This is a genomic window from Mesorhizobium sp. WSM4809 (assembly GCF_055811655.1).
This window is the reverse complement of record NZ_JBVVQW010000017.1, coordinates 96,475-122,329: the sequence shown is the minus strand read 5'-3', so window position 1 is coordinate 122,329 and position 25,855 is coordinate 96,475. Positions and strand designations below refer to the sequence as shown.

Here is a 25,855-nt window from a genome sequence, read left to right as displayed (position 1 = left end):
CCGCCCGCCCGGCCGGCGCCTAACGTCCCAACAAACCCGCCACAGGCGCCGGCCACCCTCGCCTCGGTCGCCTCCGAGATGTGCAGTGTTGAGTGGATGCGTCGTCGCGTCGAGGGCTCGTGGCCTCGCCTCTCGGATCGCTCGCAAGGTCGCATGGCGTAGTTTGTCCTCGCGCTTGAAGGTCTTCACGCGGCCGATAAGGCTGCCGCTGCTCGGGCACTCCAACTTCGATGAGGCGTATAAGGTCGCGCTCGCGGGCGCAGTTCGCGGAGCGGGGATGGGGTCTATTGCGTGCGTCACCGGCTAGTCCGCCGAATGACTTTATCGCCGTAGCTTCCCTCACTCCCACTCGATTGTTCAAACAGCGTATAACCCGTTGAAATCGCTGTCAAATGTTTTCCAGAACTGCTAAAATTCCGACACTAGAACCGTCAAAAATTTACGCTTTTGATTTTAAAGGGAAAATCGCCAAAAAAAATATTTCGAGGTTCCACCAACTATCGGGACCATCCGGGCAATTTTCGAATTTTATGGCGTCCACCAGCGTGCCCAAGTCGCCTCAAAAAGTACCGTCGCCTTCTCAACTAAGGCATTTTTCATCGCAAAATGAACGTTGTCGCGAGTCCGGGTGGATCGTCCGTATGGTCCCGCAACCGCTCCGCTTCTCCGATAATGCCAAGTGCTTACTAGATGCGATGAGCCGGCGGGACAGACGGCAACCTTGCCATTCACCGGACGGGAACTGTGCATTTTTTCCAAAAGCAGGAACATACCTGCATCGCCCAAGTTAGACATCGACGGCATTGGATCACGGATTCTTTCTCGCATTCTCCAGTCTGACAGAGTGCTCCATGATTCTTTGATGCTCGAACCAATGGGCAGGACAATGTACCGCTGTCAGCTTTTCTTATCTGCCTTTGGCCTGGTGTTGGCGGGTGGCCTGTCCCCACAGGGCCAAGCCATGGCACAGGCGCCCTGCCCGGCCCACCACGATAAGCTGCTCGCTGTCCTCAAGGCCAATGTGAAAGCGAGCGGCGGACCTGCCAACGGAGGCTTTGAGACCAACGAATGGGCGGCTGTCGTTGCCCGCGACGGCGCCGTGTGCGCGATCGCTTTCAGCGGTCCGACCGCCGATTCCCAATGGCCAGGCAGTCGCCTCGTCGCGGCAGAGAAGGCCAATACGGCCAATGGGCTCAGCTTGGCGCAAATGGCCCTATCGACGGCCAATCTCTACGCGGGGGCGCAACCTGGCGGGCCGCTTTTCGGCTTGCAGGAGACCAATCCGGTCAACCAGGCCGCAGCCTATGCGGGCGATCCCAAAACGTTCGGAAGCGCCAGCGATCCGCTCGTCGGCAAGCCGATTGGAGGCGTCGTTGTGTTTGGCGGCGGGCTTGCCCTCTATGACGGAAAGAGCATCGTCGGAGGCATCGGGGTCTCCGGAGATTCCTCATGCGCCGATCACAATGTCGCCTGGCGTGTTCGCGCGGCGCTCGGCCTCGACAAAGTTCCCGCCGGAGTCAATCCCAATCGCAAGGACGCCATCGTCTACGATCTGGATCCCGGCGGCAAAAGCGCCTCGGGCTGGGGCCATCCGCTTTGTGCCGGCACCGAGGCTGACATCGCGGCGGAGCTCGGCGCCGGCGTGGGAGGCTCGATCCACAAATGAAAGGCATGCTGCACCCGGCACAGGCGCGCGTTAACGAAGGACGAGGCGCCCGCGCATCGGCGACCGAGAATTCTTTTCGCACTTGCATAGTCTCGGTGATGCTGCTGGCATGCGGCCCATTCCTGAGCGGTGCCTCGGAGCCGCCATCGGCGGCGGCTATTGCGCCGCCCGCCGCCGCCGCGCCACCCGATGACGGGCAATGGACAATGCCGGCCAAGAACTACGCGTCGACCCGCTTCAGCGACCTGACCGAGATCAACGAAGGCAACGTCAAGAACCTGCAGGTCGCCTTCACCTTCTCCACCGGCGTGAACAAGGGCCAGGAAGCAGCGCCGCTGGTTGTCGGCAACACCATGTATATCGTCACGCCCTTTCCCAACATCGTCTACGCGCTCGACCTTTCCAGGCCCGGCGCGCCGATGAAGTGGAAGTACGAGCCCAACCCCGAGCCGGCGGCACAAGGGGTGGCCTGCTGCGATGTCGTCAACCGCGGCGCGGCCTTCGCCGACGAGCGCATCTTCTTCAACACGCTGGACGGCCACACGATCGCCCTCGACGCCAACACAGGCAAACCGATCTGGAACGCTCATATCGGCAACATCAACATCGGCGAGACCATCACCATGGCTCCGCTGGTGGTGAAGGGCAAAGTTTTGGTCGGCAATTCCGGCGGCGAAATGGGCGTCCGCGGCTGGGTCAAGGCGCTGGATGCCGGAGACGGGCATGTTGTCTGGACGGCTTATGGCACTGGACCCGACAAGGATGTGCTGATCGGCCCGGACTTCAAGCCCCACTATGACATGGACAAGGGCACAGACCTTGGCGTGACGACATGGCCGCCCGAAGCCTGGAAGATCGGCGGCGGCAATATGTGGGGCTGGATCTCCTACGATCCGGACTTGAACTTGATCTTCCACGGCACAGGCAATCCAGGACCGTGGAATCCGGATTTGCGGCCCGGCGACAACAAATGGACGTCCGGTATTTTCGCGCGTGATCCCGATACCGGAGCGGCGAAGTGGTTCTATCAGTGGAGCCCGCATGACCTCCATGACTATGACGGGATCAACGAGCAGATCCTTCTGGACATGACCTGGCAAGGCAAGCCGCGCAAGGTCCTCGTCCGACCGGAACGCAACGGCTACCTCTATATCCTCGATCGGACCACTGGCGAGGTGCTGTCGGCCACAGCCTATGGCCCGGTCAATTCCAGCAAGGGCGTCGACCTGAAGACCGGCCGCCTGATTGCAAACCCCGACAAGAGAACCGGCACCGGCAAGGTGGTGCGAGACATTTGCCCGACAGCGTCCGGCCTCAAGGACTGGCAGCCATCGGCCTTTTCGCCGAGGACCGGCCTGCTCTACATCCCCCACAACAATCTCTGCATGGATGAAGAAGGCGTCGAGGTAAACTACATCGCAGGCACGCCCTATGTCGGCATGAACGTACGCATGATCCCCGGGCCGGGCGGCAATCGTGGTGCCTTCACCGCCTGGGATGTTGCCGCCGCCAAGCCGGCCTGGGTCCTGAAGGAGAACTTTCCGGTGTGGAGCGGCACCGTCGTCACTGCCGGCGATCTCGTCTTTTACGGCACCATGGAAGGCTGGTTCAAGGCGGTCAGCGCCAGGACTGGCGATCTCCTTTGGCAATTCAAGACATCGTCCGGCATCATCGGCCAGCCGATAACCTATCGCGGCCCCGATGGGCACCAATATGTCGCAATTCTGTCAGGCGTCGGTGGCTGGGCCGGTGCCATCGTTTCCGGCGACCTCGACCCACGCGATGCCACCGCGGCACTTGGCTTCGTCAACGCGATGAAGGATCTAAAGAACGCTACCACGGTGGGAGGCACGCTTTATGTGTTCCGGCTGCCTTGATGGATTGGACTTGACCGTACGTCCGGCGCGAAAGGCGTTCCAACGGGTGGCGATCGGCATGGCCGGGCTCGCCTTGTTGCTCTTGCCGGCTATTGCCAGTCCACGTGAGTTGAGAGTGTGCGCCGACCCGAACAACATGCCGTTTTCCAACGCGGCCGGTCAAGGCTTCGAGAACAGGATCGCGGAAATTATCGCCACTGATCTCGGCGCCAAGCTGACGTATACTTGGTGGGCGCAGCGCCGTGGCTTCATCCGCAACACGCTGAAGGCAGGCCTTTGCGATCTCGTGCCCGGCACGCCTGCCAATCTCGAAATGCTGCGCACGACCACGCCTTATTACCGTTCGTCCTATGTCTTCGTGACCCGCCAGGACGGCCCGGACGTGGCCTCCTTCAACGACCCGCGGTTGCAAGGATTGCGTATCGGTGTTCAGCTCATCGGCGACGATGGCGCCAACTCGCCGCCTGTCCAGGCGCTTGGCCGCCGCGGCATCGTCGGGCACCTCATCGGCTACCCCGTCTATGGCGACTACTCCGCTCCCAACCCTCCGGCGCGCATCGTCGAAGCTGTTGCGAACGGCGAGATCGATCTTGCCGTGGTCTGGGGTCCGCTCGCCGGCTATTTCGCCCAGAGGCAAAAGGTGTCGCTCCGGATCACGCCGGTCACGCCCCGCATCGACGGACCGCAACTGCCGCTAATGTACGACATCTCGATGGGTGTTCGGCGCGAGGACGATGCGCTGCGTGGCGATGTGAATAGCGCGCTTGCCAGACACAAGGCCGAGATCGACGCGGTTCTGGCGCAATACGGCGTACCGCGTCTGGACATGGCCGGGAGTCCGGCGCGATGAGGCAGGCTCTGGCGATGTTACTGCCCTTGACGCTGGCCCTGGTCGCCTGCCAGCGCGAGGAGCGCGACACGCGACCGCAATCGGCGCTCGGCTCAGGTGAGCAGCCGACGCCCGTGACCACGTTGGAGCCGGGCGGACAGCGACCCTCCCCCACCGATAACAAGGCGGCGAGCTTCGAGGCCAACGCCTTCCACATGAGCGAGGGCAAACGCCTGTTCGGCTGGTTCAACTGCTCGGGCTGCCATGCCAATGGCGGTGGCGGCATGGGCCCGGCGCTGATGGACGAGAAGTGGCTCTACGGCAGCTCGATCGAAAGCATCCACGCCACGATCCGCGACGGCAGGCCGAACGGGATGCCGAGCTTCGGCCAGAAGATACCCGACGACCAGATATGGGAGCTGGCGGCATATGTGCGTGCACTGGGCGGCAACGCGCCCTCCTCCGCCGCGCCGCAACGCAATGACGGCATGATGGTGCATCCCTCGGAAAACCGCCTGCCGGATGCCGCGACACTGGGCAAATCACCGTGAGGCGCCCGGCTTCGATGACCTTCGCCCTCTGTGTCCTGCTTCTGCAGGGATGCGCAGGCTGGCAGTCGGCGCTGGATCCGAAAGGCCCCGCAGCCGGCGAGTTGGCTTGGCTGATCTGGTTCTTCACCGCGCTTTGCGCGGTTGTGTGGGTGCTGGTGATGATCGCGCTCGCAGCACCGCTGGTTATGCGATCGCGTCCCGGCGATGAACCCCTCTTACTCGACGAAGCGGCCGAACGCCGCAAGATGCGCGTGGTCGCGTCCGCCGTCGGACTGACCGCCATCATCCTGATCGGACTGACGCTGCTAAGCTTTTTCGCCAACAGGACGCTGGCTGCGATCGGCTCGGAGGCTGTGCTGACAATCAGGGTGACCGGGCACCAGTGGTGGTGGGAGTTGCGCTACGAGGATGCTACGCCGAGCCGCATCCTGACGACGGCAAACGAGATTCATATCCCTGCCGGCGAGCCGGTGCGGCTGCTATTGACCTCGACCGATGTGATCCATTCCTTCTGGATCCCAAGCTTGGCCGGCAAACTCGATCTTATCCCCGGCCACATGAACGTGCTGGACATCAAGGCGGACAAGCCGGGCGTCTACCGTGGTCAATGCGCTGAATTCTGCGGTGCGCAGCACGCCAATATGGGCACCTTCATCATCGCCGAGCCGCGCCCGAAATTCGATGCGTGGCTGAACGACCAGTTGCAGCCGGCCGGCGCGCCGGCGAGCGGCGAAGCCAAGGCCGGCGCAGACCTGTTCCTCAAACGCCCCTGCGTGATGTGCCACAGGATCGGGGGAACGCCGGCCGGCGGAACGGTGGCTCCCGACCTCACCCACATCGCCAGCCGGAAAACATTGGCGGCCGGAACGCTGACGATGAGCCGCGGCAATCTCGCCGCCTGGATAGCCGACCCGCAAGGCATCAAGCCGGGTTCCCACATGCCAGTGGTAGATCTCAACGGCGACGAGCTCAACGCAATCGTCGCTTATCTCGAGGGTCTGAAATGAGCAGCGCCGATGTCACAGGCGACCGCCACATCCCGGAACCAGACCCCGCCAAAGGCGACCTTGCTCCCGAACGTGACGGCCCCCGCGATACGGGCATGGATGATGCCAGCCTGCATCGCTGGCTCGAGCGCACCTGGCGGACGCCGTCCGGCATCGTCGGAGCGCTCTCGAGCGTCGACCACAAGGTGATCGCACGACGCTATTTGATCACCGCTTTCGTCTTCCTTGGTCTTGGCGGTCTCAACGCTGTCGCCATGCGTATCCAGCTTTCGGGACCGCAACGCGGCCTGATCGGGCCCGACCTCTACAACCAGCTGTTCACCATGCATGGCGTTACGATGATGTTTCTGTTCGCCGTGCCCATCGTGCAGGCGACCGGGATCTACCTGGTGCCGCTGATGGTGGGCACCCGCAACATCGCGTTTCCGCGCCTGAACGCGTTCAGCTATTGGATCTACGTCTCGGGCGGCGCTTTCGCCTGGGTGTCCTTTGCCCTCAACATGGCTCCTGATGTGGGCTGGTTCGCTTACGTGCCGCTGTCCGGCCCCGAATTCGCACCGGGCAAGCGCGCCGATGTCTGGGCGCAGATGATCACCTATACCGAAGTGTCGTCACTGGCCGTCGCGGTTGCGACCATCGTCACGGTGTTCAAGCAGCGGGCCCCCGGCATGTCGCTGGACAAGATCCCGCTCTATGTCTGGGCGATGCTGGTCACTTCTTTCGTCGTCATCTTCGCGATGCCGGCGGTGATGATCACCTCGACTTTCCTGATCCTTGACCGCCTGGTCGGCACGCACATCTTCAACCCGGCGGAAGGTGGGGATGCTCTGCTGTTCCAACATCTCTTCTGGTTCTTCGGCCATCCGGAAGTTTACATCATCTTCCTGCCGGCGACGGGCATGGTGTCCTCGATCATTCCTGTTTTCGCCAGGCGACCGACATTCGGTCATCTCGGGCTGGTCCTGTCGCTGATCGCAGTCGGCTTCCTGTCGTTCGGGCTCTGGGTTCACCACATGTTCGCCACGGGATTGCCTAAGCTCGGCGCCAGTTTCTTCACCGCATCCAGCATGCTGATCGCCATTCCAAACGGCGTGCAGATCTTCTGCTGGCTTGCAACACTTTGGGACGGCCGGCCGGTGATCCGGACGCCATTGCTGTTCGTCTTCGGCTTCTTCTTCATCTTCGTCATCGGCGGGCTAACCGGCGTCATGCTCGCCTCGGTGCCATTGGATCTTCAGGTGCACGACACCTATTTCGTCGTCGCGCATTTCCATTACGTGCTGATCGGCGGCTCGGTGTTCCCGCTGCTTGGCGCGGCTTATTTCTGGTTCCCGAAGATCACCGGCCGCATGATGAGCGAACGCCTTGGGCGGTGGCATTTCTGGCTGGCCTTCATCGGGTTCAATGCGGCCTTTTTCCCGATGCATCTCGTCGGCCTATGGGGCATGCCACGACGGGTCTACACCTATCCGGCCGAGCTTGGCTGGGGCAACATCAACCTTTTCATCTCTGCCGGGGCGCTGCTCTTCTTCCTGAGCTTTGTCCTGTTCACTTTCAATCTGGTGCATGGCGCGTTGAAAGGCACCTCGGCCGGCAACAATCCGTGGGACGCAGGAACCTTGGAGTGGGCAACGTCCTCGCCACCGCCGAGCTATAATTTCGCACGCATTCCCATGGTTACCCATATCGAGCCGCTCTGGGCCGAGCGCGAGGCGCTACCTGTAGCGACCGGGCTCCGCGTCGATGCGCGCGAACTCCTCATCTCTACCGTGGCCGAAGCTTATCCCGATATTCGCGAGAAATCGGCCACACCGTCGATCTGGCCGCTTTTTGCGGCGCTCGCCGTAGGCGGCACGTTTCTCTATTCGATCTTCACGCCCTGGGCGATCGTCTGGGGCGCCGCGCCGATCGCCATCACGTTGATCGGTTGGTTCTGGCCGAAGGGCCATCCGGAGGACCAGGAATGAAGCAGCGCGCCGCCGCCGATCTTTCTGGCCTGCCGACCTTCGGGCACGGTCCGCGCAGCCCCACCTGGTGGGGCACGCTCGGCTTCATGGCGTTGGAAGGTACGGGTTTTGCGCTGGCAGCGGGCGCATATCTCTACCTTGCGCTGTCGTGGCCAGCATGGCGGCTTAGCGCACCGCAGCCGAACCATTGGCCCGGAACGATCGTGACGATTTTGTTTGTCGTCAGCCTTGTGCCCAACCACGTCCTCCACCGCCACGCCAAGCAATGCTCCATGGTTCCGGTGCGGATCGGCCTGGTGGTCATGTCGCTGCTCGGCATCGCTCCGCTCGTCGTGCGCTGGTTCGAATTCCCCGCCCTCAACATCTATTGGGACACCAACGCCTACGGATCGATGCTCTGGGTGCTGCTTGGCCTGCACACCACGCACCTCATAACCGATGTCGGCGACACCATCGTGCTGACAGTGCTGATGTTCACGCGCCACGGCTATAGCGGCCGGCGCTTCGGCGATGTCGGCGACAATGTCTTCTACTGGGATTTCGTGGTCCTGACCTGGATCCCGATCTACGTGCTCATCTATTGGGCGCCGAGGCTAGGCTGAGATGCGAGCGCTGCGGTTGGGAACGTCTTGGGGTGGTCTTCTGTCAGGTCCGCTGGCCTGGGCGGTCTCGACACAGCTGAATTATGCGCTGGTGCCTTGGCAATGCAACCGCCAGGTGCCGGTCGTGCTTCCCGTGGCGCTGCTGCTCGTCTTGTTGTCGCTGCTCGGCGGGGCGCTGTCGTGGCGGGCGAAGCGGCGAGGCGGTGCCGCATTCAAGCCGGAGCGTACGCGCCGCACAGAGCGCTTCGTCGCCAATCTCGGGATGTTGTCGGCGTTGCTGTTTGCGCTTGTGATCCTCATGCAAGGCAGCGCGGCGCTGATCCTGGATGAGTGCCTGCGATGAACCTGGACGCGCTGTTCCCTACTTCCATCTGCTACGGCGCCGGCGCGCCCGGGGCCGGGTGGACGCTCGCGCTGCCCATCACCCTGCCACTCGCCGTGGTTGCCCTGATATATGTCGTTGGTGCTGGCCGGCTTTGGCGGCGCAGCAGCCGCGGCAGGACGTTGCGGATGCGCCAGGCTCTGCTGTTCACGGCCGGATGGAGCGTGTTGACAGCCGCATTGGTCAGCCCGATTCATGTGCTCGGCGAGCAGGTCTTTGCGGCGCATATGATCGAGCATGAACTGCTGATGGCCGTGGCGGCGCCGCTGTTGGTCTCTGCCTGCCCGGCTGCGGCCTTGATGTGGGGCCTACCCATCCGGTTCCGGCGCATCCTGGGAATTGCCGGACACGTCAATTGGCTGAGGGTGGTCTGGGCCTTCGCAACGCGGCCGATCAGCGCGACCATTATCCACGGCATTGCTATATGGATTTGGCACATTCCGGTGTTGTTCGAGGCCGCGCTCGAACGCGGCGTACTGCACTATGCACAGCACGCGAGCTTCTTCGGAACAGGGCTGCTGTTCTGGTGGGTCCTCTTGCCGCGTCCCGGCCGCCAGCATGCTTATGGGAGCGCAGTGATGCACCTCTTTGTCACCTCGCTGCATACCGGGCTGCTCGGCGTTCTCCTGTTGCTCTCGCCACGCCTCTGGTACCCGGAGAACGCCGTGGGAGCGGCACTGTGGAATTTGAGCCCCCTGGAGGACCAGCAACTTGCCGGACTGGTGATGTGGGTTCCGGCTGGATTGATATATGGCGGCGCAGCGCTGCTGCTGGTCGCGTTGTGGATCAAGGCGAGCGGAAGGAGGGAGGCGGCGCATGCGTACGAGCTTGTCTAAACTGCTTGCCGCCGTCATCGCCGCGCTGGTGCTGCTCGTCGCGGCCGTGGCCGGAATGACCTGGTGGTCCGATCGGGCCGCGCGCGTCCGCCACGAGGCGGAGGCGGCCACGGGCGGTGACACTGCGAGGGCCTTGCCGATCATGACTGCGAATGGCTGTTCCGGCTGCCATACGATTACGGGCGTGCCGGGCGCTCAAGGGCAGGTCGGTCCTCGCCTGGATGCCAGTCTTGCTGGCCGCATCTTTATCGGTGGCGGGCTGGCCAACAATCCAGAGAACCTGATCCGCTGGATACGATCGGCCAGGGAAGTCGATCCGCACACGGCCATGCCATCGACACGGATCACGGAGCAGCAGGCGCGCGATATCGCGGCTTACCTCTACGCTCTGAAATGACTCGAGCGGTTCACCGTTTGAACAACAACGCCGGCCTTCTGAAGAGACCGACTATCGTTGATGCCGGATCATCTCAAGCTAGGTTTGACGCTGAGACGGATCGGAGATCCGGTCGCGCACGGCATGTTCGGTTTTGTCTGCTGTGGACTTCACGACCTCGCCGAGCTGATCGGCCATTGTGCCTGCTTCCATATGTTGCCGGCCAGCTTCCTGCTTAATGGTCTCATAGGCGTCGGCGGCGACCTGCTTGGCTTCATCCAGACCCCTGTCGAGCATGGTTTCGGCGGTGTCGCGAAGCTTGTCGCCATAGGCGCCTAGTTGCTCATCCTCCGTTGCGGTATGGGGCAGCATTGCACCTATGGCGGCGCCGATGGCGAGACCGGCGGCCGCTACGGCCAAAGGTTGGTTCTCAAACAGTTCTTGGGCAGAGCGGGCGGTTTTCGCCGCCATGTCGCCGGTCACCGATCTTGCAGTGGCCGTGCTGCCCGTCAAACCCTCGGCGGCGTTGCTTACCGCGCTCGAAACGGTACCGCTGACGCTGGTAGCAGCCGACGACAGCGATGAGGCGGCATCGGAGAGCGTGCCGCCGAAGCCGCCGCGCTCCCCTTCATCATGTCTTCCCGGCGCTGAAGGCAATGGGTAGCCAGCCGAACCGTGGGCCGTGTTTGAGGTACCGCTGCCGAACATCAGCCAAGCAAGACCCGCGCCGACCATGGTGACCGGCAAAGGATTGTCTCGGACCTGCGTTCTGAGATTGCTGAGCATGGCCGAGCTCTCCCCTCCCGAGAACAGCCCGGTGAACTCATCAAGCAATTGTCCGGGCGTCATCTTGCCTCGAATGGATTCGGCGGTCTCCATCACCCGGGCGCGGGCTGCCTCGGCCTCGCGTTCAAGTTCGGCTGCGGATTTCTCAGTCATCTCACTTGTTCCTTGATCACGCTCGCGTCGCGCTTGAGCTGTTCCTGGGTCCGGTCGGGGGTAAGTTCCGAAGGCGCCATGCTGGCCATCCCGGTCCGCAGCAGGATGACGCCGAGGATCGCCACGACCACACCGACCAGCAGGGAAGACCACCCCGCGCCGAGCCCTGCCCGCGTCAGTGCGATAACGAGTGCCTGCAGCAACACCAATAATGCCGCGAGCAGGCAGATCGCGCCGCCGAGCACTTCAGCGGCACCTGCTCCGGCTTTGGTGAGCTTTTCAGATAGCTCGGCCCGAAACAGCCTGGCTTCGGTTTGCACCAGTGTGGTGACATTCTGGGCCAAGTCGGTGATCAGTCCGGTAAGGCTGGGATTGTCCTGGGTGTTCATCTGTCCTGCTCCGCGTTCTGCGTGGCCCCATCATCGCCGACGAGGCCCGAATCCTGCGAACGATCAACGGACCAACCCTGTGCCTGATCGGTGTGTGATCTGAAGTCTCCAGGATCATCCTGAAATTCGGGCCTTGTCGGCGGAGAAGCCTTGATGAATCGCCCGAGAGCCAATCCGGCCAATACCGACCCGGCAAGCAAGACACCGGGATTTTGCCGGCCAAAGGACTGCACGTCCTCAAGGACCTGGCCGAACGGTTTCTGTTTCAATGACGATGAAAGCCGCTCCAAGCCACCGGCGGCATCCAATGCGAACTTCGATGCGTTCCTTTCATCGTTGTTGGCCAGATGGTCACTGGCCGCGCGCAGTGCGCCGCCCAGCGCCGCCAGACTCGATCCGATGTCGCGCTGAGCTTCCTCCGCCTTGTCGGAAATGACCTCCTTGGCTTCAGATGCATAATCGCCAGCCTTACGGGTCACCGTGTCACGCGCGTCGTGAAGCAACTCGCTGGCACGTTCTTGTTCCTGGCGAAGCCTGTCGGAAACGTCGCTTTTCGCCTTGTCGAAATCGGTGGGCTGTCCGCCCTGATCGTTCTCATGCTGCATGGGCCACCTAGTGAAGACCGAGGAAGGAGAGGACCGCGAGCACGACAACGATAAGGCCGATAAGATAGATGACACTGTTCATGTGCACGTCCTCCGTGGCTTCCCAACTTCGTGGAACCTCCGATGTTCCACTAGGTGAAAGCATTTATGATCAGGCTGAAACGGAGAGCTCGTCCGGGACGCAACAATCACGAATGAGCTGAGCTGCCCCTCGTGCGGAGCTTCAGTGGCTCGAGTACAAACCTTGTGCTCCCGACTGCGCACGGGTCGAGCGGAAGGCCGCCGGTTGCCTCGGCTTTGGCTGACCTTTGTCTATTCGGCTGTCCGCCTGTCGATCATCTGCTCGCTCTGGACGCCCGGCACGTCCCTGCGCTGTTGGACGCCTTCAACGAAGCGAGGATGAAGGCATAGAATACGTGCTGATGCTTCATTCTCCTGCGGGAAGGAGCAGAGATATTCAGTTCGCCCATGTCTTCGAACGCCGCGACTGCTGCATGGTGTCGTGTGCACGCGCTCCGACGGATTGTTCCGTCCGAGCAACACCTAATTCATGCAACCTTGGAAAACAGGGCGACGTCGCATCTGGCCAAGCCGTAGCGCCACCGATGATCGGTCGTGGCGACCCGGCTTTGGTAAAACAGCGAAAGTTGGCCCCCTTCGATCATCACGGTCGAGTGGCCGTTCTCTCCCGGCTGGCCTGGTTCCAGCACCGGTCCCATCGACACATAAGGTCCAGCAACATCATCGGCGATGGCAAAAAACACGCGTTGCCGGTTTCCCCGAAGGCCATTCGGGAGAAAGCAAGTGGCATTGAGAAGCACGCGGCCATCCGGCAATTCGACCAGTTGTGCGCCCTCTATCCCCCATTCGTAGTCGGGATCCTCTCTCGTGTTGTGGTGAGGAACTTCATTATGGTCGAGGATCTTGCCGATCCGCTTCCAGGGACCGAACCATGAATCGGATTGGCTACGCGCGAGATAGATGTCGGGCTGTGGCACCCTGGTGAATTTTGGCATGGCGGAATAGACGAGGTAGCGCCTGCCGCCAATAACTGCGGGATGCGGATCGTAAATGCCATCTTCCTCCGTGTCCGGGATGGCGAGGATTGCCGGGCTAAGAACCACCCAATGGAACCCGTCATTGGAAACCGCATGCTCGCAGCGGCCACCAGACTTCATGAACTCGGTCTGGATGAACATGTGAAAGACGCCACTTTCGTGAATGACCCCCGGAGCCGCAACACCACTCCCATTGATAGGAAGCTCGATCGACTGATGCTCGGTCCACGGCCCATAAAGTTCCGGCGCCGTGGCATGCAGGATCCTCCACGTCTCGCTGGTCACCGTGCCGCTCGAGCCGAAGACGTGCCACAGGCTGCCATCAAAGACGGGGCAAGGGTCTTTGAGATCATCCACGCTTTGCGGATGAAACAGCGGAAAAACATTGGTTGAAAAGTCGATCTTCATATCAGCCCCGGAATTCGCCTGGCACGGACTCGCCAGTGATGCGGGCGAATCAACTTGATGTCCTGCACATTTTATAACCAGCGACTTAAACGCAAATACGGCAGGTCAGTTCTCCACCGACATTCCCCCGTCGCTCACGCTTTCAAAGCCCGGCGACGCGTGGTGGCCATTCTCAGCTCCGCGGAAATATCGTCGCATCCGTCATCCGAGCGGTGACTGAGAGCTCTTCACTTCACCTTGGAACAACTCACGCGATGGAAAGTTAGGAGCTGGTACCGAAGTCTATTTCTCCTCCATCTGCGATTAACAAATGTTAGTCGCAGCATAAATTAAAGATTACAGGAAGGAAAATCTCAATGGAAGCAGCCTTGGGCAGGGTGTCCGCCAGTAAACACGCTGGCAGGGAAAATCTACTGGTTTGCTTCTCCCACTTGCGTTGGAATTTCGTCCATCAACGCCCGCAGCATATTCTCACTCTTGCATCCATGCAGCAGAGAGTGATCTACTTTGAAGAGCCTGTTTTTGAAGAACTGCCACAGCCGCTGATGCGGACGAGCGAGGCATCGCCAAACATTCTAATTGTGACACCAGTGCTTCCGCTCGGCGCGTCGGCCGCGAAATCAGATGCCGTCCAGCGGAGATTTGTTCAGCGGATTATAGCTTCAATGCCGCACAGCCGGCTGATCGCCTGGTACTACACGCCGATGGCTCTTCGCTTCACGGAGTTCCTTGACCCAGACATATGCGTCTACGACTGCATGGACGAACTCTCCGCCTTCAAGAATGCGCCGCCCGAACTGGCGCAGATGGAAAAGGAACTTCTGCGCCGCGCCGATCTCGTTTTCACCGGTGGCCTGAGCCTGTTCGAGACCAAGCGCCGCCTGCATCAGGCCATTTACCCCTTTCCGAGCAGCATCGATGTGAAACACTTTCACAAGGCAAGGCTGCCAGGAAAGGACCCCATCGATCAGGCCGGCATTCCTCACCCGAGGGTGGGGTATTTCGGCGTCATCGACGAGCGGCTGGACGTCGACCTCGTGGCGCTAGCAGCGCGGACCATGCCGGACGTGCATTTCGTCATGATCGGCCCCGTTGTCAAAATCGATCCTGCAATCCTGCCGAAGGCCGACAACCTGCATTGGTTGGACGCGAAGGCCTACTGCGACCTGCCCGATTATCTTCGCCATTGGGATGCCGGGTGGATGCCGTTTGCGCTCAACGAAGCGACCCGGTTCATCAGCCCAACCAAGACGCCAGAGTTTCTGGCGGCGGGTCTGCCGGTGATCTCGACGGCAATCGTTGACGTTGTGCGCAGCTACGGCGCTGCTGGGCTGGTGGAGATCGCCGACGGTGACGACTTGGACAGCAAGCTGCGCTCCCTGCTTTTGCGACCGCGCGAGATGCTGCTGCCGCAAGTCGATGCCTATCTGGCTGACATGTCGTGGGAAAGAACATGGAAGGCCATGGCCGCTCACATTGAGGGCGCCTACCGACGCAAGAAGGTCGTCCCGCTCCGCAGGAGCGCATAGCCATGTTCGATTGGCTGATCGTGGGCGCGGGGTTTGCCGGCAGCGTTCTTGCTGAAAGGATAGCCTCCCAGCGTCATGAAAGCGTTCTCCTGGTCGACCGCCGCAGCCATGTCGGCGGCAACGCCTACGATTGCTACAATGAAGCCGGCATCCTCATCCATCGTTACGGGCCTCATATTTTTCACACCAACAGCCAGTCGATCGTGGACTACCTCTCGCAGTTCACCCAATGGCGCACATACGAGCACAGGGTTCTGGCGGCGGTCGACGGGAAACTGCTTCCCATCCCGATCAATCTCGACACGATAAACCGCCTTTATGGCCTCGAGTTGAATTCCGCACAGTTGGAGGAGTTCTTCGCATCGCGGCGCGAGACGGTAGAGGACGTGCGAACGGCCGAGGATGTTGTCGTCAGCACCGTGGGACGCGAGCTCTACGAGAAGTTCTTCCGTGGCTATACAAGGAAGCAATGGGGCGTCGATCCGAACCAGCTGAGCAAATCAGTGACGGCACGAGTGCCGACCAGGACCAACCGCGATGACCGCTATTTCAGCGACAGCTTCCAGAAGATGCCTGCCGGCGGATACACGAGGATGTTCGAGCGCATGCTCGATCACCCGAACATCAAGGTCATGCTGCAGACCGACTTCCGCGAAATTCGTGACAAGATACCATTCAACCGCCTGATCTATACCGGCCCGATCGACGAATATTTCGGCTGGCAGCTAGGGCGTCTTCCTTATCGTTCGCTCCGTTTCGAGCACGTCACACTCGACCAAGAGCAGTTTCAGCCGGTTGCCGTCGTCAACTACCCCCAGACGGAAGATTACACACGCATCACCGAGTACAAACATTTGACCGGCCAACGGAGCGTGCGGACCAGCCTGACATACGAATATCCCACCGATATCGGGGACCCGTACTATCCGGTGCCGCGGGCCGAAAACGAAGAACTCTACAAGCGCTACGAAGCGCTCGCCGCAACCTGCCCCGACGTGTGGTTTGTCGGCCGCCTGGCAACCTACCGCTACTACAACATGGATCAGGTGGTCGGGCAGGCCCTGGCAACCTTCGCACGCATTCAAAAGAGCGTCCCGGAATGGGCGGGCGTGGTGAATGCGTCGTTGGTCGAAGGGGCGCTGTAGCTCCCCCACCTGGACCCGGGAGCATCGGCGGGCCGACAGGCGCTCGCGCAGTCCCTCGTGCAGCTCATGTGTTTAACGCGTCGGGTTCGCCGCGAACAAAGCTTGCTGGCGGGCCAATTCGTCCGCGACGGGCTTGCGGATGTGTCGGCTGCCGTCCGCCTGGACGACTGAAAACAATCCCACTTCCGCATGCCGCGAATTGTCCCAGCCCGGATAGGCGGTTACCGGGTAAAGGCAAATACCTTCGATCGGGGCTTTGAGGCTTTCTGCGGCACGCACCTCGTCGCAGACATAATGGAGCCAAGCCGGCCCGCCAGACCCCTCGGAGCCAGTCTCGGCGATGAACATAGGCTTGCTATATCGATGCGCGACTTCGATCAGCATCTCCGATAGGGCACGGTACTCGTGATGCCCCATCGGAATCGTCGGCCCGTTTAGGTACCACTGATTGTGTGGATAGAAATTCAAGCCAACGACGTCGACGACATCTTCGCTCCCACCCAGCTCAGGTTCGGCTTGGCCCAGCAGCATGTCGTAAGCTTCGAACTGTCCCTGACGGGCATTTTCGGCCCGGCGCCGTTCGGTGCGGGTCCGGTCGCGAGGAGCGATGTGGATAAGCGGCTCGGCCCAGACAAATCTGCAAGCGGGATCGACCTCCCGCATCGCGCGAACGCCGGCTATTGCTGCTTTCACGAGGTGCCGCTTGAACCATCCCCGCTTCTTCGGGCCGACGCGCGGGAAATAGCCGACCTCAACAGCCCAGGCGAAAAACGAAATTTCGTTGATCGGGCACAACAGAGGCGCTGTACCGGCGATTGAACGATGAACCCTCACAGCTTCCGCGGCGAACGAGGCATAGGCATCGATGAAATGCATCGATCCCTGATCAACATGGTCTGGAGATCCGTAGTGGAAGATGTCCCAGATGATCCGGACACCTGCCGATTGCGCTGCTTCGACCATCGGCGTCCAGCTTGACCAGTCATAGGTTCCAGGAGCGGTTTCGATGAGGTGCCAGCGCAAACCGTCGCGGATGGTACGAAGACCGAGTTCGGCGCAACCGCGGTAGTCGCCCAGGGCATGCAAATAATGCGACGTCGCGCGGATAAGATCGAGGCGAACGCCGTCCTTGCGCCGGTGCGACGAGCACTCGAAGCCAGCCATGAAAAAACTGGCGAACGGCGACGTGCCCGCAATCGAAGTCACCTCATTGCCTGCGCTGTGTCCTGCTTCGCTCATGCGAAGTCTCCTTAGGGCATTTGGGCTCAATCTCGGCTGCCGAATGCAGATCGGGAACAGCCATAGCAATCCGGCAGCCGTCTCTCATCCGCCAGGCTGCACATTGGTCCTGTGCTTAACGGGATGGTTCCAAACCGGATGGTCGAGCCTTTGTTCCCGATCGAACCCAACCGGAGGGCAGACAGCAGCCAGGGAAGAAGCTGCGCAAGGCAAGTCGGGGGCGAGGCACACAGCCGTCATCGGATCTTCCACCCCTCCAACGAAGGCAGGGAACAGTACGTTCAAATACGACTTTCCGGCATCGATCATGCCAGGCGAGAGGATCGCAGCGATGTCGACTGGAGTAACGCATGAGCCGCTCCGCCGATCTTTCCCGGTAAGCCCGCCATTCGCTTCAAGCGGGAACATTGGTTGCCTCAACAAGTTTGATCGCCATAGCAATGGGCCGCAGCGGGCGGGCGCACAGATGAGACATCTGGTCAAAGATATCCTGATCGAGATCGCTGAAATGCTTCCGGCCATCACTCAAAAGGGCGAAAATTCGGCCGAAGCACTGCCCGTCCATGCGCCGAACTTCCCGCACGATCTGGAGCCGGTGATCCGGGCAGACCCTTCCTACCAAGTGCCATCGCAACGCACCGACGATCGGCATGAATCCGTCGCAGTCCCGAGCAAGCTGCAAGCTGTATGGAGGGATATGGCGCCGGAGGTGATGATCGTACCTTTGCCAGTCACTGTAGATGAAGGCACGGTCAAGGCTCACGCCTCCGACGGGCAGCATGCACGGCGTCGAGTGCCGAGCGAACGGCTTCAACGTTTGAGGCGTGAGGCTGGGCTCACGGCCTGAAGATCAGCGGCGTTGGCCCTGCGCCACTTCATCGCGCATTGCTTCGGCGCCGACATCGACTTTGCTCACAGCCAGTTCCGTCACCTCTAACCTAACACTGCAATTGCACTGGTTCTTTGAGCACCGCAGCGATGGTGATCGCTATCTTTGACTATGCTGATTTGCGGCTCTTGGTTTTTGGTCGGGCTGGGCGATGCCTTCCTTCGCAAGGCTCTTTCGGAGAACTGAGGCCAAGTCGACCACGTTCTCCTTGGGTTTGGGCGCTGGTTTCGGCGGTTTTTTGCCCTTGCGCTTGGCGTCGATCATGGCAATCAACGCATCCTCGTAGGTGTCCTCGAATTTCGAAGGATCGAACTTCGTTACCTTCTTGTCGATGAGAAGCTCCGCGATTTCCAGCAAATCCGAATCGAATTTTGGGCTTTTCACGTCATTGAAGACGGTGTCTTCCGATGTCATCTCATTGTGGGTCCGTAGCTCGGTCAGCAACATCCCTTTTCCAAGGGGCTGTATCAACACTTCGCGCCCGCGCTGATAGAGTACGACGCAGGAGCGTGCCGCAACGCGCTTCTTGGCCATCGCATCGCGCAGGACGGCAAAGGCCTCCAGAGAGGCACCGTCTGCCGGGATCAAATAGTATGGTTTCTCCAGAAAACGTGTGTCGATCTCGGCAACCGGAACGAAGGAATCGACGTCAAGTGTATGCTGCGACGTCAGTTTCAGTTTCTTTATCTCGTCCGGCTCGACGTGAATGAAATCACCCTTGTCCGCCTCATACCCTTTGATCTGATCCTCGGCTTCGACAACATCGCCGGTCTCTTCATCGACATAGGCGCTTTTGACGGGTAAACCGTCCTTGCGGTTCAAAATCTTGAAGTGGATCTTGGATGCCTCACTTGTGGCACCAACTATCTTCACCCCGCATGACACGGAACCGACCCTCAGAAAGCCCTTCCACACCGCGCGTGGCGCAACCATGCCGTTTCTCCTAGACCTCGATCTCGGCACAACGTCAGGCACACGGTTCTGTTCCGCGACGTGCGCCGGCATCTTTCCACCCGATCGCAGGAGCAGACGTCGCTTTCGCAAGCACACGAGGTGCTTAAGGGTGCTTCAAATGCATCGGAGCTCTGGCTCAGTGCGACAAAAAGCGTTCGCGTAAGGGAGTCGGCAGGATCAAGCGGACCAAGCTCGGGTTGAGTGACCGTGCCGACCTTAACTGGACACAAGCGTGGGCCGAATGACCTGACGCATACGCTACCGGCACAAGGGAAATGCTACAATTAAGACTGGAGGACTTGTTGTGAACATGGCGCTATACCCGAGTTGCAACGGTAATCACGTTCCGGACCGAATAGTATCACGGCGAAGCCGTGCTACTCTGGCGTCCCAAGCCCTGCCAACTATTCCCCGTAGGCCATCGGCCGATTCCTCCAAGACATAGCAACTCAGTCGACATTCCGCCCGCAGGATCTCCCCTTGGGCAGAAAGCTCCTTGTGCTGGCGAATAAGATCATCCAGGCGGTCCAGATAAGGTGCGCGGCTCATCAGCCTTCACCCCGCAGCATCTCTTCGAAAGTAGCTTCATCGAAGTAGGCTCCGGAGTGCTGGAACAGCCACATCAGACGGGCGCTCAGTGCCTCGGCCTCGACGCTGCCTTCTGCTAGCGCACGCTCTTTGCAGGCCCGCTGAAACACCTGCTGTAGGAGGGCGAGTTCTTCGGGATTTGCAACGCCGATGGTAGCGGGAGCGGTCATGGCTTCCTCCGTTGGGGCGGAAGCATGTTCTTCGCTCACAGCCGGCGGTGCCCTGAAAATACCGCCGATGAGAGTAGACTACGCTCATATTGGCGAGAGTCGATTGAATAATAATTTAGTCACGACAGGCAGGAGCATTCTAATGCCGCTCTTTCAAAAAACGGGCTTCACGAAGCAGCGAATTCCAATCCGTGCCGATAAGCTTGATCAGACCGCGCGCATCCGGCTCCGAAATGCCGACTTCTTCAGACAAACGTCGGGCAAGCAATTGCTCATTGCCCTTCTTCACACGGCCGTCGCCATCCTTTTTCATTGGTTCCTCCCTGGGAAGCCAACTTACGGAATGACCTTTCGTTTCATGGAATAAGAAAAAAGCCCGCCGTCCCATTAGCGGCAGCGGCGGGCCGTCCCTGGGATAACGGGACTCGCTGGGGTGTTGGTTTCCCCTGCTGTCGCGGGCGGTGCAAAGCAGGTGCCACCTAGGGTGAACCAACACGGCACACCTCGCGTGCGACTCGCCGCGAAACGACAAGACCTTGGTCTGGTATCGACCCGCCGTGCCGACCTAGCACGACGGGCGTTCGAGAGCGGCTACACCCTGAGAGTCGACCCCTTTGCATCAATCTGGAACAGGGCAACAGTTCCAAGACACGTCAGCAGCCTTCCGTGGTCTTTTTCATCTGGCCAGGAGCAGCCGAGTTAGCATCGGTATCCTGTTGACCTGGCGCGGCCTGCTTGGCGCTGCCAGTTTGTTGACCTGGAGCGCAGTCCTTGGCGGAGTTCGAGTTAGAGTTCGTTCCACTCGTGGTGGTCGAATCCGTTCCCTGATCGGTCGTAGTGCTCGGCGTTGTCTGGGTCGTCGAGGTCGACGATCCGCCTGTGGTCGTGGTGGTCGATTGCGCAACAGCGAGGCCAGTTGACAGTACCATAATGGCTGAAGCCAAAAGAACCTGTTTCATGATCAACTCCATATTGGAATGTCCCTTCGGTACCGAACTTCGCTGCGAAAAGACGGTTCCAAGAAAAAATTCGCAATCGCATGCACCTCACGTTTGGACGGGGCCCGCACCACTTGCGCGCGTCGGGGCGAGCGTCAGCGGGTAAGCGACCTAGCCCTTGGATCGACCTTTCTTGAATGATTGCGAAGCCTTGGCTTCGGCAGCAAGGCGTTGTTCTCGAAGTCGCGCAGTTTTTGTATCTCGCGCCTCTCTCTCGGCCGCGTTAGCAATCTTTGCCTCACGGTCTGCGCGCTCCAATCGGTCTTTGTCGACGCTTCGCCGGGACACATTGGCCTCCTACCAGAAGACCGTTGAATTTACAGTTTGCTAAAATGTTCCCCGCGATACGGCATGTTTCACGCAATGTGGCGGACTTCCCGGCCCTTCCGGGGAACCAGCAATGCAAAAGCCCGCTACCGAGAGCCAGGGGCCTTGAGAGACAGGCAACTTGGAGAAGGGCCGGCCCCAACAAGCTTCCTTTTGTAGTTCCAATCAGTACGGCCTTTAGTCAGTCGGCCCCGAGCTGAGGGGCGATGAGCTGGGCGAAGCCCTCGCCGCCGACAGTCGCTCACGCTTGTCAAAATGAGCCTCCTGATAGGTCTTCTTTCATTCGATATCTCCCTTCGGCTATCGCATAATCACATACCGCGTCGCCTCGGCTTGGGTGCGCGTCAATCGCATGCCAAACGCGATGGCCAAGGGATTATCACCCCTTTCTGGCCTGCCGCTTTCTTTCTTGCGGCTTGTGCGGAATTCGGGCGGGCTCAACGGAGCTTGAGCCCCTGATGTGACGTCAAAATTCGAACCCAGCCTATGTCATAGGTTGCTGCACGGCCTAGGCGGCTCCCTTAAGGGTGCGGCTTATTCACGTCGGGAGCGTTGCCGCACCCCAAGCGAGCAACCCAACGTGGCCTCTTCTACCGCTGGGCACTGAGGTCCCAACCAGGGGTCCTGGGTGCGTTCGCGTCTTTCCCAACTGCCGACCCATCAGTCCGGCGCCTCTTTACGGCTACCCGGAACTTTTGAAGCGAATGCAAGTTCGATAATCAACATCAGCTAGGTAGCCAATTTGTCACCCACCTCATCCTTGGATGTCCTTATTCGCAAGCTCCAGAGCATCTCGGATCTCCGAGAGGCCGATGTCGAGGTTTTGAAAGGCATCCAAATTCAGGAGAAGGATTTTTTGGCCAACTACGACCTGGTGCGTGAGGGTGACCGCCCTGTCAATTCGTTCGTGGTTTTGGATGGCCTGCTCGGTTCCACCAAACTTACCGGCGACGGCAAACGGCAGATTACATCCTTCTTTGTGGCTGGGGATATTCCCGATCTGCACGGACTGCATCTGTCGGTCATGGATTGCAATTTTACGACCCTGACAGCAGCCAGACTGGGCTTCATGCGACATGACGCTCTTCGCACCATTTGCGAACAGCATCCTCGAATCGCGACGGCTTTTTGGCGGTCGACGCTGATCGATGCAGCGATTTACAGAGAATGGGTAACGAATGTGGGAAGACGCGAGGCATACACGCGCATGGCTCACATCTTGTGCGAACTGATCTTTCGCTTGCGCTCGGTTGGACGCATCCAGGATCACGTCGCGGATCTTCCGATTACCCAGGCAGCACTTGGCGATGCATTGGGCTTGTCTACAGTCCACGTCAACCGAATGCTTCAGGAACTTCGACGCAGGGGCCTCATCGCCACGACGGGGTCAAGAGTGCATGTTCTTGATTGGCCCGGCCTCACTCGTGCAGGTGATTTCGACACGACCTACCTGCACCAAAGGAACCCCGCAGCTTAGTGGTGACGGAAGCTCTCGGATGGCACGATTTTTCTTTGATAGTGGCGATCACGACGTGGTCGTCGAGGACGTAATCGGCATCGAATGTGCCGATCTGGAGGAGGTGCGCCGCGCGGGCTTCGAGGGCCTTATCGACCTTACGAGAGATGTGCTTACCGAGGTGGACGGGCAGCAAGTATTTGTTGAAGTGCGGAACGAAAACGGCGACAGGATTCTGAGGCTGAGCATCTCGCTTCAGATCAAGTTGATGAGATAACGTGCCTGACTTGCTGCGTCAGAATGCTGCCGAGTGCCGGCACATAGAATGGCATGAGCGGCGAGGAACGCCGCGTGATCGGACTATCGCCCGAAGATGCCGCCGCCATTTCGACCGGCGAACAAGCTCGGGTTCCCCCACATGGAAAAAAAACGGTAAGGCACAGCAGCAGGTCATGGCCAGTCTCATACATGTCCCATCCGACCGATTTTTAATCGGTGTCGCGTATTTTTGTATGAAGTTCTGGAACGCGCATTCTCAGCGCTCGTTCATGTTGTCTCAGCAGTGGGTGTCGACGTGCAAAGAAAAGCGAACAAAGCAAGCCGGGTTGCGAAAGGCCAGGAGCTTGAGGTCGAACATCTTGTCGAGGTCACGGAAATTGACCCCGAGCAGGCCCGAACGCTGCTTCGCAAGCATGGAGCCGATTGGCCGAAGCTCAAAGACGAGGCTGAAGCTCTGAAGAAGGAAGACTAGTCGTCACCTTCCCAGCGGTTGGCGAGAAAGCTGTTCCAGCTCATCCTCATCCGTGATTCCCGCCTGGTAGTAAGCCAGAATACGTGATGCGCGCCGTTCCCTCTCGGTTGCGGTTTCGTTTTTAATTTTGCTGCGTGCGAAGACGCGGGTGAGCAGGGCAAGTTCTGATGGGGTGAAGGCGTCTCTATGCATCGCATCTCAACTCCCGTGCGTCACCGTCTCTGGAGGGGCCGAGGCGCGCTGAAGCTTGATTGCAGCGCCGGCCTGCAAGAGATCGCAGAACGGGTCGTCCGGCGCGCGCTAACGCTGGACCAGAAAGAATGTTCCGCGCGTTTTTCGGACACTGAACAAAAAGGCCCATCCGGCCCGAGCCAGCAACGGCCTTTTACCGGTCTACGTGTGATCTCCTTCAACCATATCCGGAAAGCCTCTTCCTTAACGGGAATTTCTGGGCTTGCTGTACGTTTAAAGTTGAGGCTGGCAGTTATGATCTTGGACAGAAACAATGGCTTGGCAAGCCGAGTTGCGACAGCCACGAAAGCCCGCCCCGGACAAGCCGAGACGGGCCGAAGCTGCTTCGGCAGCCTCAAGGCCCAGACAATGAGGGAGGATTGTAGGCCGGCAACCAAACCTCGTACCGCAGTGAATGTTCCGCGGCTGCAAACTGTCGGTGGGAGTATCAGGACCTTTCGCGATCGACATTCTCGGCCAGTTGCGGCAATTCCTTTGTCGGCCGGGTAAGACGTTCACAGGCGCCATCAAGGCAGCCAAGAGCTCGATCAGCCCCGTGATCTTCATGTCCGTTGAGAAGGCTGATCTGCAAATCCAGTCCGCTCGGCGCTCTCAAGCTCTCTATGGGCATGCGACGCGGCAATGGCAGCCTGTCCAAAAGCGACGGCTATCTGGTTCAACGCTTTGACAACGTCACCAATGGCGTACATGCCCTGGATGGAAGTCTGCTGATGCTCGTCGACTGTGACATAGCCCTCTTCACAACATCTTGCGCCTACCGCCTCGGCGAGTTGAGAACGTACCTTGCATCCCAGTGCCAGATAAATGGCATCGAAGCGGGATGACGTCCCATCTTTCAAAATCGCCTCGCAACCGTCTGCTGTCGGGCAGAGCGTATCGAGAGCGTCACCGATGACTATGCCTCTTGCCCTCGCCGCACGACGAGTGCTGGGCGAAAAGTCGGATGCGTCGCTCCCAAGCATCGTTATGAGCGATGTAAACCGACTGAGGAAAATGGCCTCTTTAAAGGCTCTCTCGTCGTGCCCGACGACCGCAATCTTCTGGTCGATCGCCTCATACCCGTCGCATACAGGGCAGAGTCGAACGACACCTGCGGCAATTGCCTCGCGCAGACGCGGAATGACAGGTGTCGTATCGATGATCCCTGTCGCCAAAAACACCTTGCGTGTCCGGATTGCGCCGATCGAGGTCTCAGCGACGAACCCCCGATAGGCAGCGGCGAGGGAATGGACCTGCCCTCCAACCAGAGTGGCTCCATACAAGGTGGCGTGACGTCGAAGGCGATCCAGAATATCGGCTCCACTTATCCCTTCGGGAAAGCCAGGACAGTTATGGCTCGTTGGGATCAAGGCGGCACGAGGATCGCCGGCATCGATCACCAGCACGCGATGGCGAAAACGGGCGAGATATTGAGCGGCGGTCAATCCCGCCGGCCCGCCTCCGACGATCAGGACATCTTCGGTCTCGGCGGTCGGTCGGCTGACGTGGCTGTCGTGCATGGTGCGACGCATCACCGGCGAACGATTTGGTTCGTGCAATGTTCAAAGGGCGGTCTTCGGGACATCTGCTCGATGGCAACAGCGTAGAAACCAGGCTTCAACCCGATCGCAGGACGCCAGGCTCCTCTGTTTCCTTGAGCTCTTCCGTATCCTTGGGCGCGGAGACCAGATCCTGGAATCCGAGAGTAGCGACGAGATAGCCTGCCTCATCATAAACCTTCGTCACCCAACTGGTCGGGTCCACGCCCTCGACAATTCCGTCGAGCATGGCCTCCTTGGCGGTGCGCTTCGCCTCTCTGACAGCCTCATCTCGATCAGCCATATCGGCAAAGATTGCAGGCTGCGACATGCCCTCGATAAACTCGAAGCGAAATTTCGGCATTAGCCGCTCCAGTCATTGTGCCAGCGGATCAAACATTTCTGGCAGGTTTGACCTCAACGCGGCGGTGTCGAAAAGGATGCAGCGGGTGTGCGCGTGACCATCAAACCTCAGGCAGCGTTGCTGCCTCCCATCTCCCACTCGTGCTACTTTGCCAGCACGCTACGCTCGCAGCTCTGACGATGGC

General features: G+C 59.8%; 28 protein-coding genes. 16 read left to right on the top strand and 12 right to left on the bottom strand.

Annotated elements, in window-relative coordinates; translation table 11 throughout:
* Window positions 1-721: 721 nt before the first annotated feature.
* From AC0L24_RS28520 to AC0L24_RS28475, 10 genes are read left to right on the top strand one after another with little or no spacing between them, the layout of a single operon-like run.
* Window positions 722-1,666, top strand: coding sequence for a heme-binding protein (locus AC0L24_RS28520; protein WP_473564475.1), 945 nt, complete (start codon window positions 722-724; stop codon window positions 1,664-1,666).
* The gene (locus AC0L24_RS28515) at window positions 1,663-3,543 is read left to right on the top strand and encodes a methanol/ethanol family PQQ-dependent dehydrogenase (protein WP_127807723.1); all 1,881 of its coding nucleotides are present in this window, start codon (window positions 1,663-1,665) and stop codon (window positions 3,541-3,543) included. The genes AC0L24_RS28520 and AC0L24_RS28515 overlap by 4 nt, the downstream gene beginning before the upstream one ends.
* Entirely contained in the window at window positions 3,524-4,393 is an 870-nt protein-coding gene (locus AC0L24_RS28510; RefSeq protein WP_127807724.1) for a substrate-binding domain-containing protein, read from the top strand. Before AC0L24_RS28515 ends, AC0L24_RS28510 begins: the two co-directional genes overlap by 20 nt.
* Window positions 4,390-4,923, top strand: coding sequence for a c-type cytochrome (locus AC0L24_RS28505; protein ID WP_127268117.1), 534 nt, complete (start codon window positions 4,390-4,392; stop codon window positions 4,921-4,923). Before AC0L24_RS28510 ends, AC0L24_RS28505 begins: the two co-directional genes overlap by 4 nt.
* Before the next feature lie 14 nt (window positions 4,924-4,937).
* Window positions 4,938-5,930 carry a cytochrome c oxidase subunit II gene (gene coxB, locus AC0L24_RS28500; RefSeq protein WP_128289050.1) on the top strand — a complete coding sequence of 331 codons (993 nt, stop codon included), beginning with the start codon at window positions 4,938-4,940 and terminating at the stop codon, window positions 5,928-5,930.
* Window positions 5,927-7,897 carry a cytochrome c oxidase subunit I gene (gene ctaD / locus AC0L24_RS28495; protein ID WP_127396340.1) on the top strand — a complete coding sequence of 657 codons (1,971 nt, stop codon included), beginning with the start codon at window positions 5,927-5,929 and terminating at the stop codon, window positions 7,895-7,897. Before coxB ends, ctaD begins: the two co-directional genes overlap by 4 nt.
* On the top strand, window positions 7,894-8,499 hold the full coding sequence (locus tag AC0L24_RS28490; protein ID WP_127331648.1) for a cytochrome c oxidase subunit 3: 606 nt from the start codon (window positions 7,894-7,896) through the stop codon (window positions 8,497-8,499). Before ctaD ends, AC0L24_RS28490 begins: the two co-directional genes overlap by 4 nt.
* 1 nt (window position 8,500) lies before the next feature.
* Window positions 8,501-8,842 carry a hypothetical protein gene (locus AC0L24_RS28485; RefSeq protein WP_127396341.1) on the top strand — a complete coding sequence of 114 codons (342 nt, stop codon included), beginning with the start codon at window positions 8,501-8,503 and terminating at the stop codon, window positions 8,840-8,842.
* Window positions 8,839-9,717, top strand: a complete 879-nt coding sequence (locus tag AC0L24_RS28480; RefSeq protein ID WP_127807726.1) for a cytochrome c oxidase assembly protein — start codon at window positions 8,839-8,841, stop codon at window positions 9,715-9,717. Before AC0L24_RS28485 ends, AC0L24_RS28480 begins: the two co-directional genes overlap by 4 nt.
* Window positions 9,698-10,114 (top strand): c-type cytochrome, encoded by a 417-nt coding sequence (locus AC0L24_RS28475; protein ID WP_127318947.1) that lies wholly within the window; start codon window positions 9,698-9,700, stop codon window positions 10,112-10,114. The genes AC0L24_RS28480 and AC0L24_RS28475 overlap by 20 nt, the downstream gene beginning before the upstream one ends.
* A gap of 78 nt (window positions 10,115-10,192) precedes the next feature.
* Here the strand turns inward: AC0L24_RS28475 and AC0L24_RS28470 are convergent, their stop codons facing one another.
* From AC0L24_RS28470 to AC0L24_RS28455, 4 genes are all read right to left on the bottom strand, one after another.
* On the bottom strand, window positions 10,193-11,032 hold the full coding sequence (locus AC0L24_RS28470; RefSeq protein WP_127807727.1) for a DUF3618 domain-containing protein: 840 nt from the start codon (window positions 11,030-11,032) through the stop codon (window positions 10,193-10,195).
* Window positions 11,029-11,421: a phage holin family protein gene (locus AC0L24_RS28465; RefSeq protein ID WP_127396344.1), complete on the bottom strand. Its 393-nt coding sequence runs from the start codon at window positions 11,419-11,421 to the stop codon at window positions 11,029-11,031. The genes AC0L24_RS28470 and AC0L24_RS28465 overlap by 4 nt, the downstream gene beginning before the upstream one ends.
* A complete protein-coding gene (locus tag AC0L24_RS28460; protein WP_127396345.1) occupies window positions 11,418-12,026 on the bottom strand; it encodes a DUF1206 domain-containing protein in 609 nt (202 codons plus the stop codon). Before AC0L24_RS28460 ends, AC0L24_RS28465 begins: the two co-directional genes overlap by 4 nt.
* Window positions 12,027-12,574: 548 nt before the next feature.
* Window positions 12,575-13,492 carry a glycoside hydrolase family protein gene (locus tag AC0L24_RS28455; RefSeq protein WP_164873692.1) on the bottom strand — a complete coding sequence of 306 codons (918 nt, stop codon included), beginning with the start codon at window positions 13,490-13,492 and terminating at the stop codon, window positions 12,575-12,577.
* Window positions 13,493-13,848: 356 nt separating this feature from the next.
* Here AC0L24_RS28455 and AC0L24_RS28450 point away from each other — a divergent pair, with 356 nt between their 5' ends.
* Window positions 13,849-15,021 carry a glycosyltransferase family protein gene (locus AC0L24_RS28450; RefSeq protein ID WP_292633609.1) on the top strand — a complete coding sequence of 391 codons (1,173 nt, stop codon included), beginning with the start codon at window positions 13,849-13,851 and terminating at the stop codon, window positions 15,019-15,021.
* 2 nt (window positions 15,022-15,023) lie between these two features.
* Window positions 15,024-16,166 carry a UDP-galactopyranose mutase gene (glf, locus tag AC0L24_RS28445; RefSeq protein ID WP_127807729.1) on the top strand — a complete coding sequence of 381 codons (1,143 nt, stop codon included), beginning with the start codon at window positions 15,024-15,026 and terminating at the stop codon, window positions 16,164-16,166.
* A 72-nt stretch (window positions 16,167-16,238) separates the two neighbouring features.
* On the opposite strand, the gene AC0L24_RS28440 is transcribed toward glf, so the two are convergent.
* Entirely contained in the window at window positions 16,239-17,405 is a 1,167-nt protein-coding gene (locus AC0L24_RS28440) for a glycoside hydrolase family protein (RefSeq protein ID WP_127807730.1), read from the bottom strand.
* A 466-nt stretch (window positions 17,406-17,871) separates the two neighbouring features.
* On the opposite strand from AC0L24_RS28440, the gene AC0L24_RS28435 reads away from it, so the two are divergent.
* A complete protein-coding gene (locus AC0L24_RS28435; protein WP_164873693.1) occupies window positions 17,872-18,252 on the top strand; it encodes a hypothetical protein in 381 nt (126 codons plus the stop codon).
* A 141-nt stretch (window positions 18,253-18,393) separates the two neighbouring features.
* On the opposite strand, the gene ku is transcribed toward AC0L24_RS28435, so the two are convergent.
* The 4 genes from ku to AC0L24_RS28415 form a co-directional block, all read right to left on the bottom strand.
* Window positions 18,394-19,227 carry a non-homologous end joining protein Ku gene (gene ku, locus AC0L24_RS28430; protein ID WP_127807731.1) on the bottom strand — a complete coding sequence of 278 codons (834 nt, stop codon included), beginning with the start codon at window positions 19,225-19,227 and terminating at the stop codon, window positions 18,394-18,396.
* A gap of 569 nt (window positions 19,228-19,796) precedes the next feature.
* A complete protein-coding gene (locus tag AC0L24_RS28425) occupies window positions 19,797-20,006 on the bottom strand; it encodes a hypothetical protein (RefSeq protein ID WP_127266476.1) in 210 nt (69 codons plus the stop codon).
* 139 nt (window positions 20,007-20,145) lie between these two features.
* Window positions 20,146-20,319: a hypothetical protein gene (locus AC0L24_RS28420; RefSeq protein ID WP_127266475.1), complete on the bottom strand. Its 174-nt coding sequence runs from the start codon at window positions 20,317-20,319 to the stop codon at window positions 20,146-20,148.
* Window positions 20,320-20,659: 340 nt separating this feature from the next.
* A complete protein-coding gene (locus AC0L24_RS28415; RefSeq protein ID WP_128289054.1) occupies window positions 20,660-20,965 on the bottom strand; it encodes a hypothetical protein in 306 nt (101 codons plus the stop codon).
* Window positions 20,966-22,073: 1,108 nt separating this feature from the next.
* Here AC0L24_RS28415 and AC0L24_RS28410 point away from each other — a divergent pair.
* The 3 genes from AC0L24_RS28410 (at window position 22,074) to AC0L24_RS28400 (ending at window position 23,538) form a co-directional block, all read left to right on the top strand.
* On the top strand, window positions 22,074-22,808 hold the full coding sequence (locus tag AC0L24_RS28410) for a Crp/Fnr family transcriptional regulator (RefSeq protein WP_127807734.1): 735 nt from the start codon (window positions 22,074-22,076) through the stop codon (window positions 22,806-22,808).
* 19 nt (window positions 22,809-22,827) lie between these two features.
* The gene (locus tag AC0L24_RS28405; RefSeq protein ID WP_127395628.1) at window positions 22,828-23,064 is read left to right on the top strand and encodes a DUF6894 family protein; all 237 of its coding nucleotides are present in this window, start codon (window positions 22,828-22,830) and stop codon (window positions 23,062-23,064) included.
* Window positions 23,065-23,295: 231 nt separating this feature from the next.
* The gene (locus tag AC0L24_RS28400; protein WP_164895691.1) at window positions 23,296-23,538 is read left to right on the top strand and encodes a hypothetical protein; all 243 of its coding nucleotides are present in this window, start codon (window positions 23,296-23,298) and stop codon (window positions 23,536-23,538) included.
* Between the two features lie 3 nt (window positions 23,539-23,541).
* On the opposite strand, the gene AC0L24_RS28395 is transcribed toward AC0L24_RS28400, so the two are convergent.
* The 3 genes from AC0L24_RS28395 to AC0L24_RS28385 form a co-directional block, all read right to left on the bottom strand.
* Window positions 23,542-23,730, bottom strand: a complete 189-nt coding sequence (locus AC0L24_RS28395) for a hypothetical protein (RefSeq protein ID WP_128289055.1) — start codon at window positions 23,728-23,730, stop codon at window positions 23,542-23,544.
* Window positions 23,731-24,332: 602 nt separating this feature from the next.
* Window positions 24,333-25,289 carry an NAD(P)/FAD-dependent oxidoreductase gene (locus AC0L24_RS28390; RefSeq protein ID WP_245486676.1) on the bottom strand — a complete coding sequence of 319 codons (957 nt, stop codon included), beginning with the start codon at window positions 25,287-25,289 and terminating at the stop codon, window positions 24,333-24,335.
* 97 nt (window positions 25,290-25,386) lie between these two features.
* Window positions 25,387-25,671: a DUF6894 family protein gene (locus AC0L24_RS28385; protein ID WP_127395629.1), complete on the bottom strand. Its 285-nt coding sequence runs from the start codon at window positions 25,669-25,671 to the stop codon at window positions 25,387-25,389.
* Between the last annotated feature and the right edge of the window lie 184 nt (window positions 25,672-25,855).

Coding starts and splice junctions, on each gene's coding strand:
- AC0L24_RS28515 (WP_127807723.1), top strand. CDS start 1,663: ATGAAAGGCATGCTGCACCCGGCACAGGCGCGCGTTAACGAAGGACGA.
- AC0L24_RS28510 (WP_127807724.1), top strand. CDS start 3,524: ATGTGTTCCGGCTGCCTTGATGGATTGGACTTGACCGTACGTCCGGCG.
- AC0L24_RS28505 (WP_127268117.1), top strand. CDS start 4,390: ATGAGGCAGGCTCTGGCGATGTTACTGCCCTTGACGCTGGCCCTGGTC.
- coxB (WP_128289050.1), top strand. CDS start 4,938: ATGACCTTCGCCCTCTGTGTCCTGCTTCTGCAGGGATGCGCAGGCTGG.
- ctaD (WP_127396340.1), top strand. CDS start 5,927: ATGAGCAGCGCCGATGTCACAGGCGACCGCCACATCCCGGAACCAGAC.
- AC0L24_RS28490 (WP_127331648.1), top strand. CDS start 7,894: ATGAAGCAGCGCGCCGCCGCCGATCTTTCTGGCCTGCCGACCTTCGGG.
- AC0L24_RS28485 (WP_127396341.1), top strand. CDS start 8,501: ATGCGAGCGCTGCGGTTGGGAACGTCTTGGGGTGGTCTTCTGTCAGGT.
- AC0L24_RS28480 (WP_127807726.1), top strand. CDS start 8,839: ATGAACCTGGACGCGCTGTTCCCTACTTCCATCTGCTACGGCGCCGGC.
- AC0L24_RS28475 (WP_127318947.1), top strand. CDS start 9,698: ATGCGTACGAGCTTGTCTAAACTGCTTGCCGCCGTCATCGCCGCGCTG.
- AC0L24_RS28470 (WP_127807727.1), bottom strand. CDS start 11,032: ATGACTGAGAAATCCGCAGCCGAACTTGAACGCGAGGCCGAGGCAGCC.
- AC0L24_RS28465 (WP_127396344.1), bottom strand. CDS start 11,421: ATGAACACCCAGGACAATCCCAGCCTTACCGGACTGATCACCGACTTG.
- AC0L24_RS28460 (WP_127396345.1), bottom strand. CDS start 12,026: ATGCAGCATGAGAACGATCAGGGCGGACAGCCCACCGATTTCGACAAG.
- AC0L24_RS28455 (WP_164873692.1), bottom strand. CDS start 13,492: ATGAAGATCGACTTTTCAACCAATGTTTTTCCGCTGTTTCATCCGCAA.
- AC0L24_RS28450 (WP_292633609.1), top strand. CDS start 13,849: ATGGAAGCAGCCTTGGGCAGGGTGTCCGCCAGTAAACACGCTGGCAGG.
- glf (WP_127807729.1), top strand. CDS start 15,024: ATGTTCGATTGGCTGATCGTGGGCGCGGGGTTTGCCGGCAGCGTTCTT.
- AC0L24_RS28440 (WP_127807730.1), bottom strand. CDS start 17,405: ATGAGCGAAGCAGGACACAGCGCAGGCAATGAGGTGACTTCGATTGCG.
- AC0L24_RS28435 (WP_164873693.1), top strand. CDS start 17,872: ATGAGACATCTGGTCAAAGATATCCTGATCGAGATCGCTGAAATGCTT.
- ku (WP_127807731.1), bottom strand. CDS start 19,227: ATGGTTGCGCCACGCGCGGTGTGGAAGGGCTTTCTGAGGGTCGGTTCC.
- AC0L24_RS28425 (WP_127266476.1), bottom strand. CDS start 20,006: ATGACCGCTCCCGCTACCATCGGCGTTGCAAATCCCGAAGAACTCGCC.
- AC0L24_RS28420 (WP_127266475.1), bottom strand. CDS start 20,319: ATGAAAAAGGATGGCGACGGCCGTGTGAAGAAGGGCAATGAGCAATTG.
- AC0L24_RS28415 (WP_128289054.1), bottom strand. CDS start 20,965: ATGAAACAGGTTCTTTTGGCTTCAGCCATTATGGTACTGTCAACTGGC.
- AC0L24_RS28405 (WP_127395628.1), top strand. CDS start 22,828: ATGGCACGATTTTTCTTTGATAGTGGCGATCACGACGTGGTCGTCGAG.
- AC0L24_RS28395 (WP_128289055.1), bottom strand. CDS start 23,730: ATGCATAGAGACGCCTTCACCCCATCAGAACTTGCCCTGCTCACCCGC.
- AC0L24_RS28390 (WP_245486676.1), bottom strand. CDS start 25,289: ATGCACGACAGCCACGTCAGCCGACCGACCGCCGAGACCGAAGATGTC.
- AC0L24_RS28385 (WP_127395629.1), bottom strand. CDS start 25,671: ATGCCGAAATTTCGCTTCGAGTTTATCGAGGGCATGTCGCAGCCTGCA.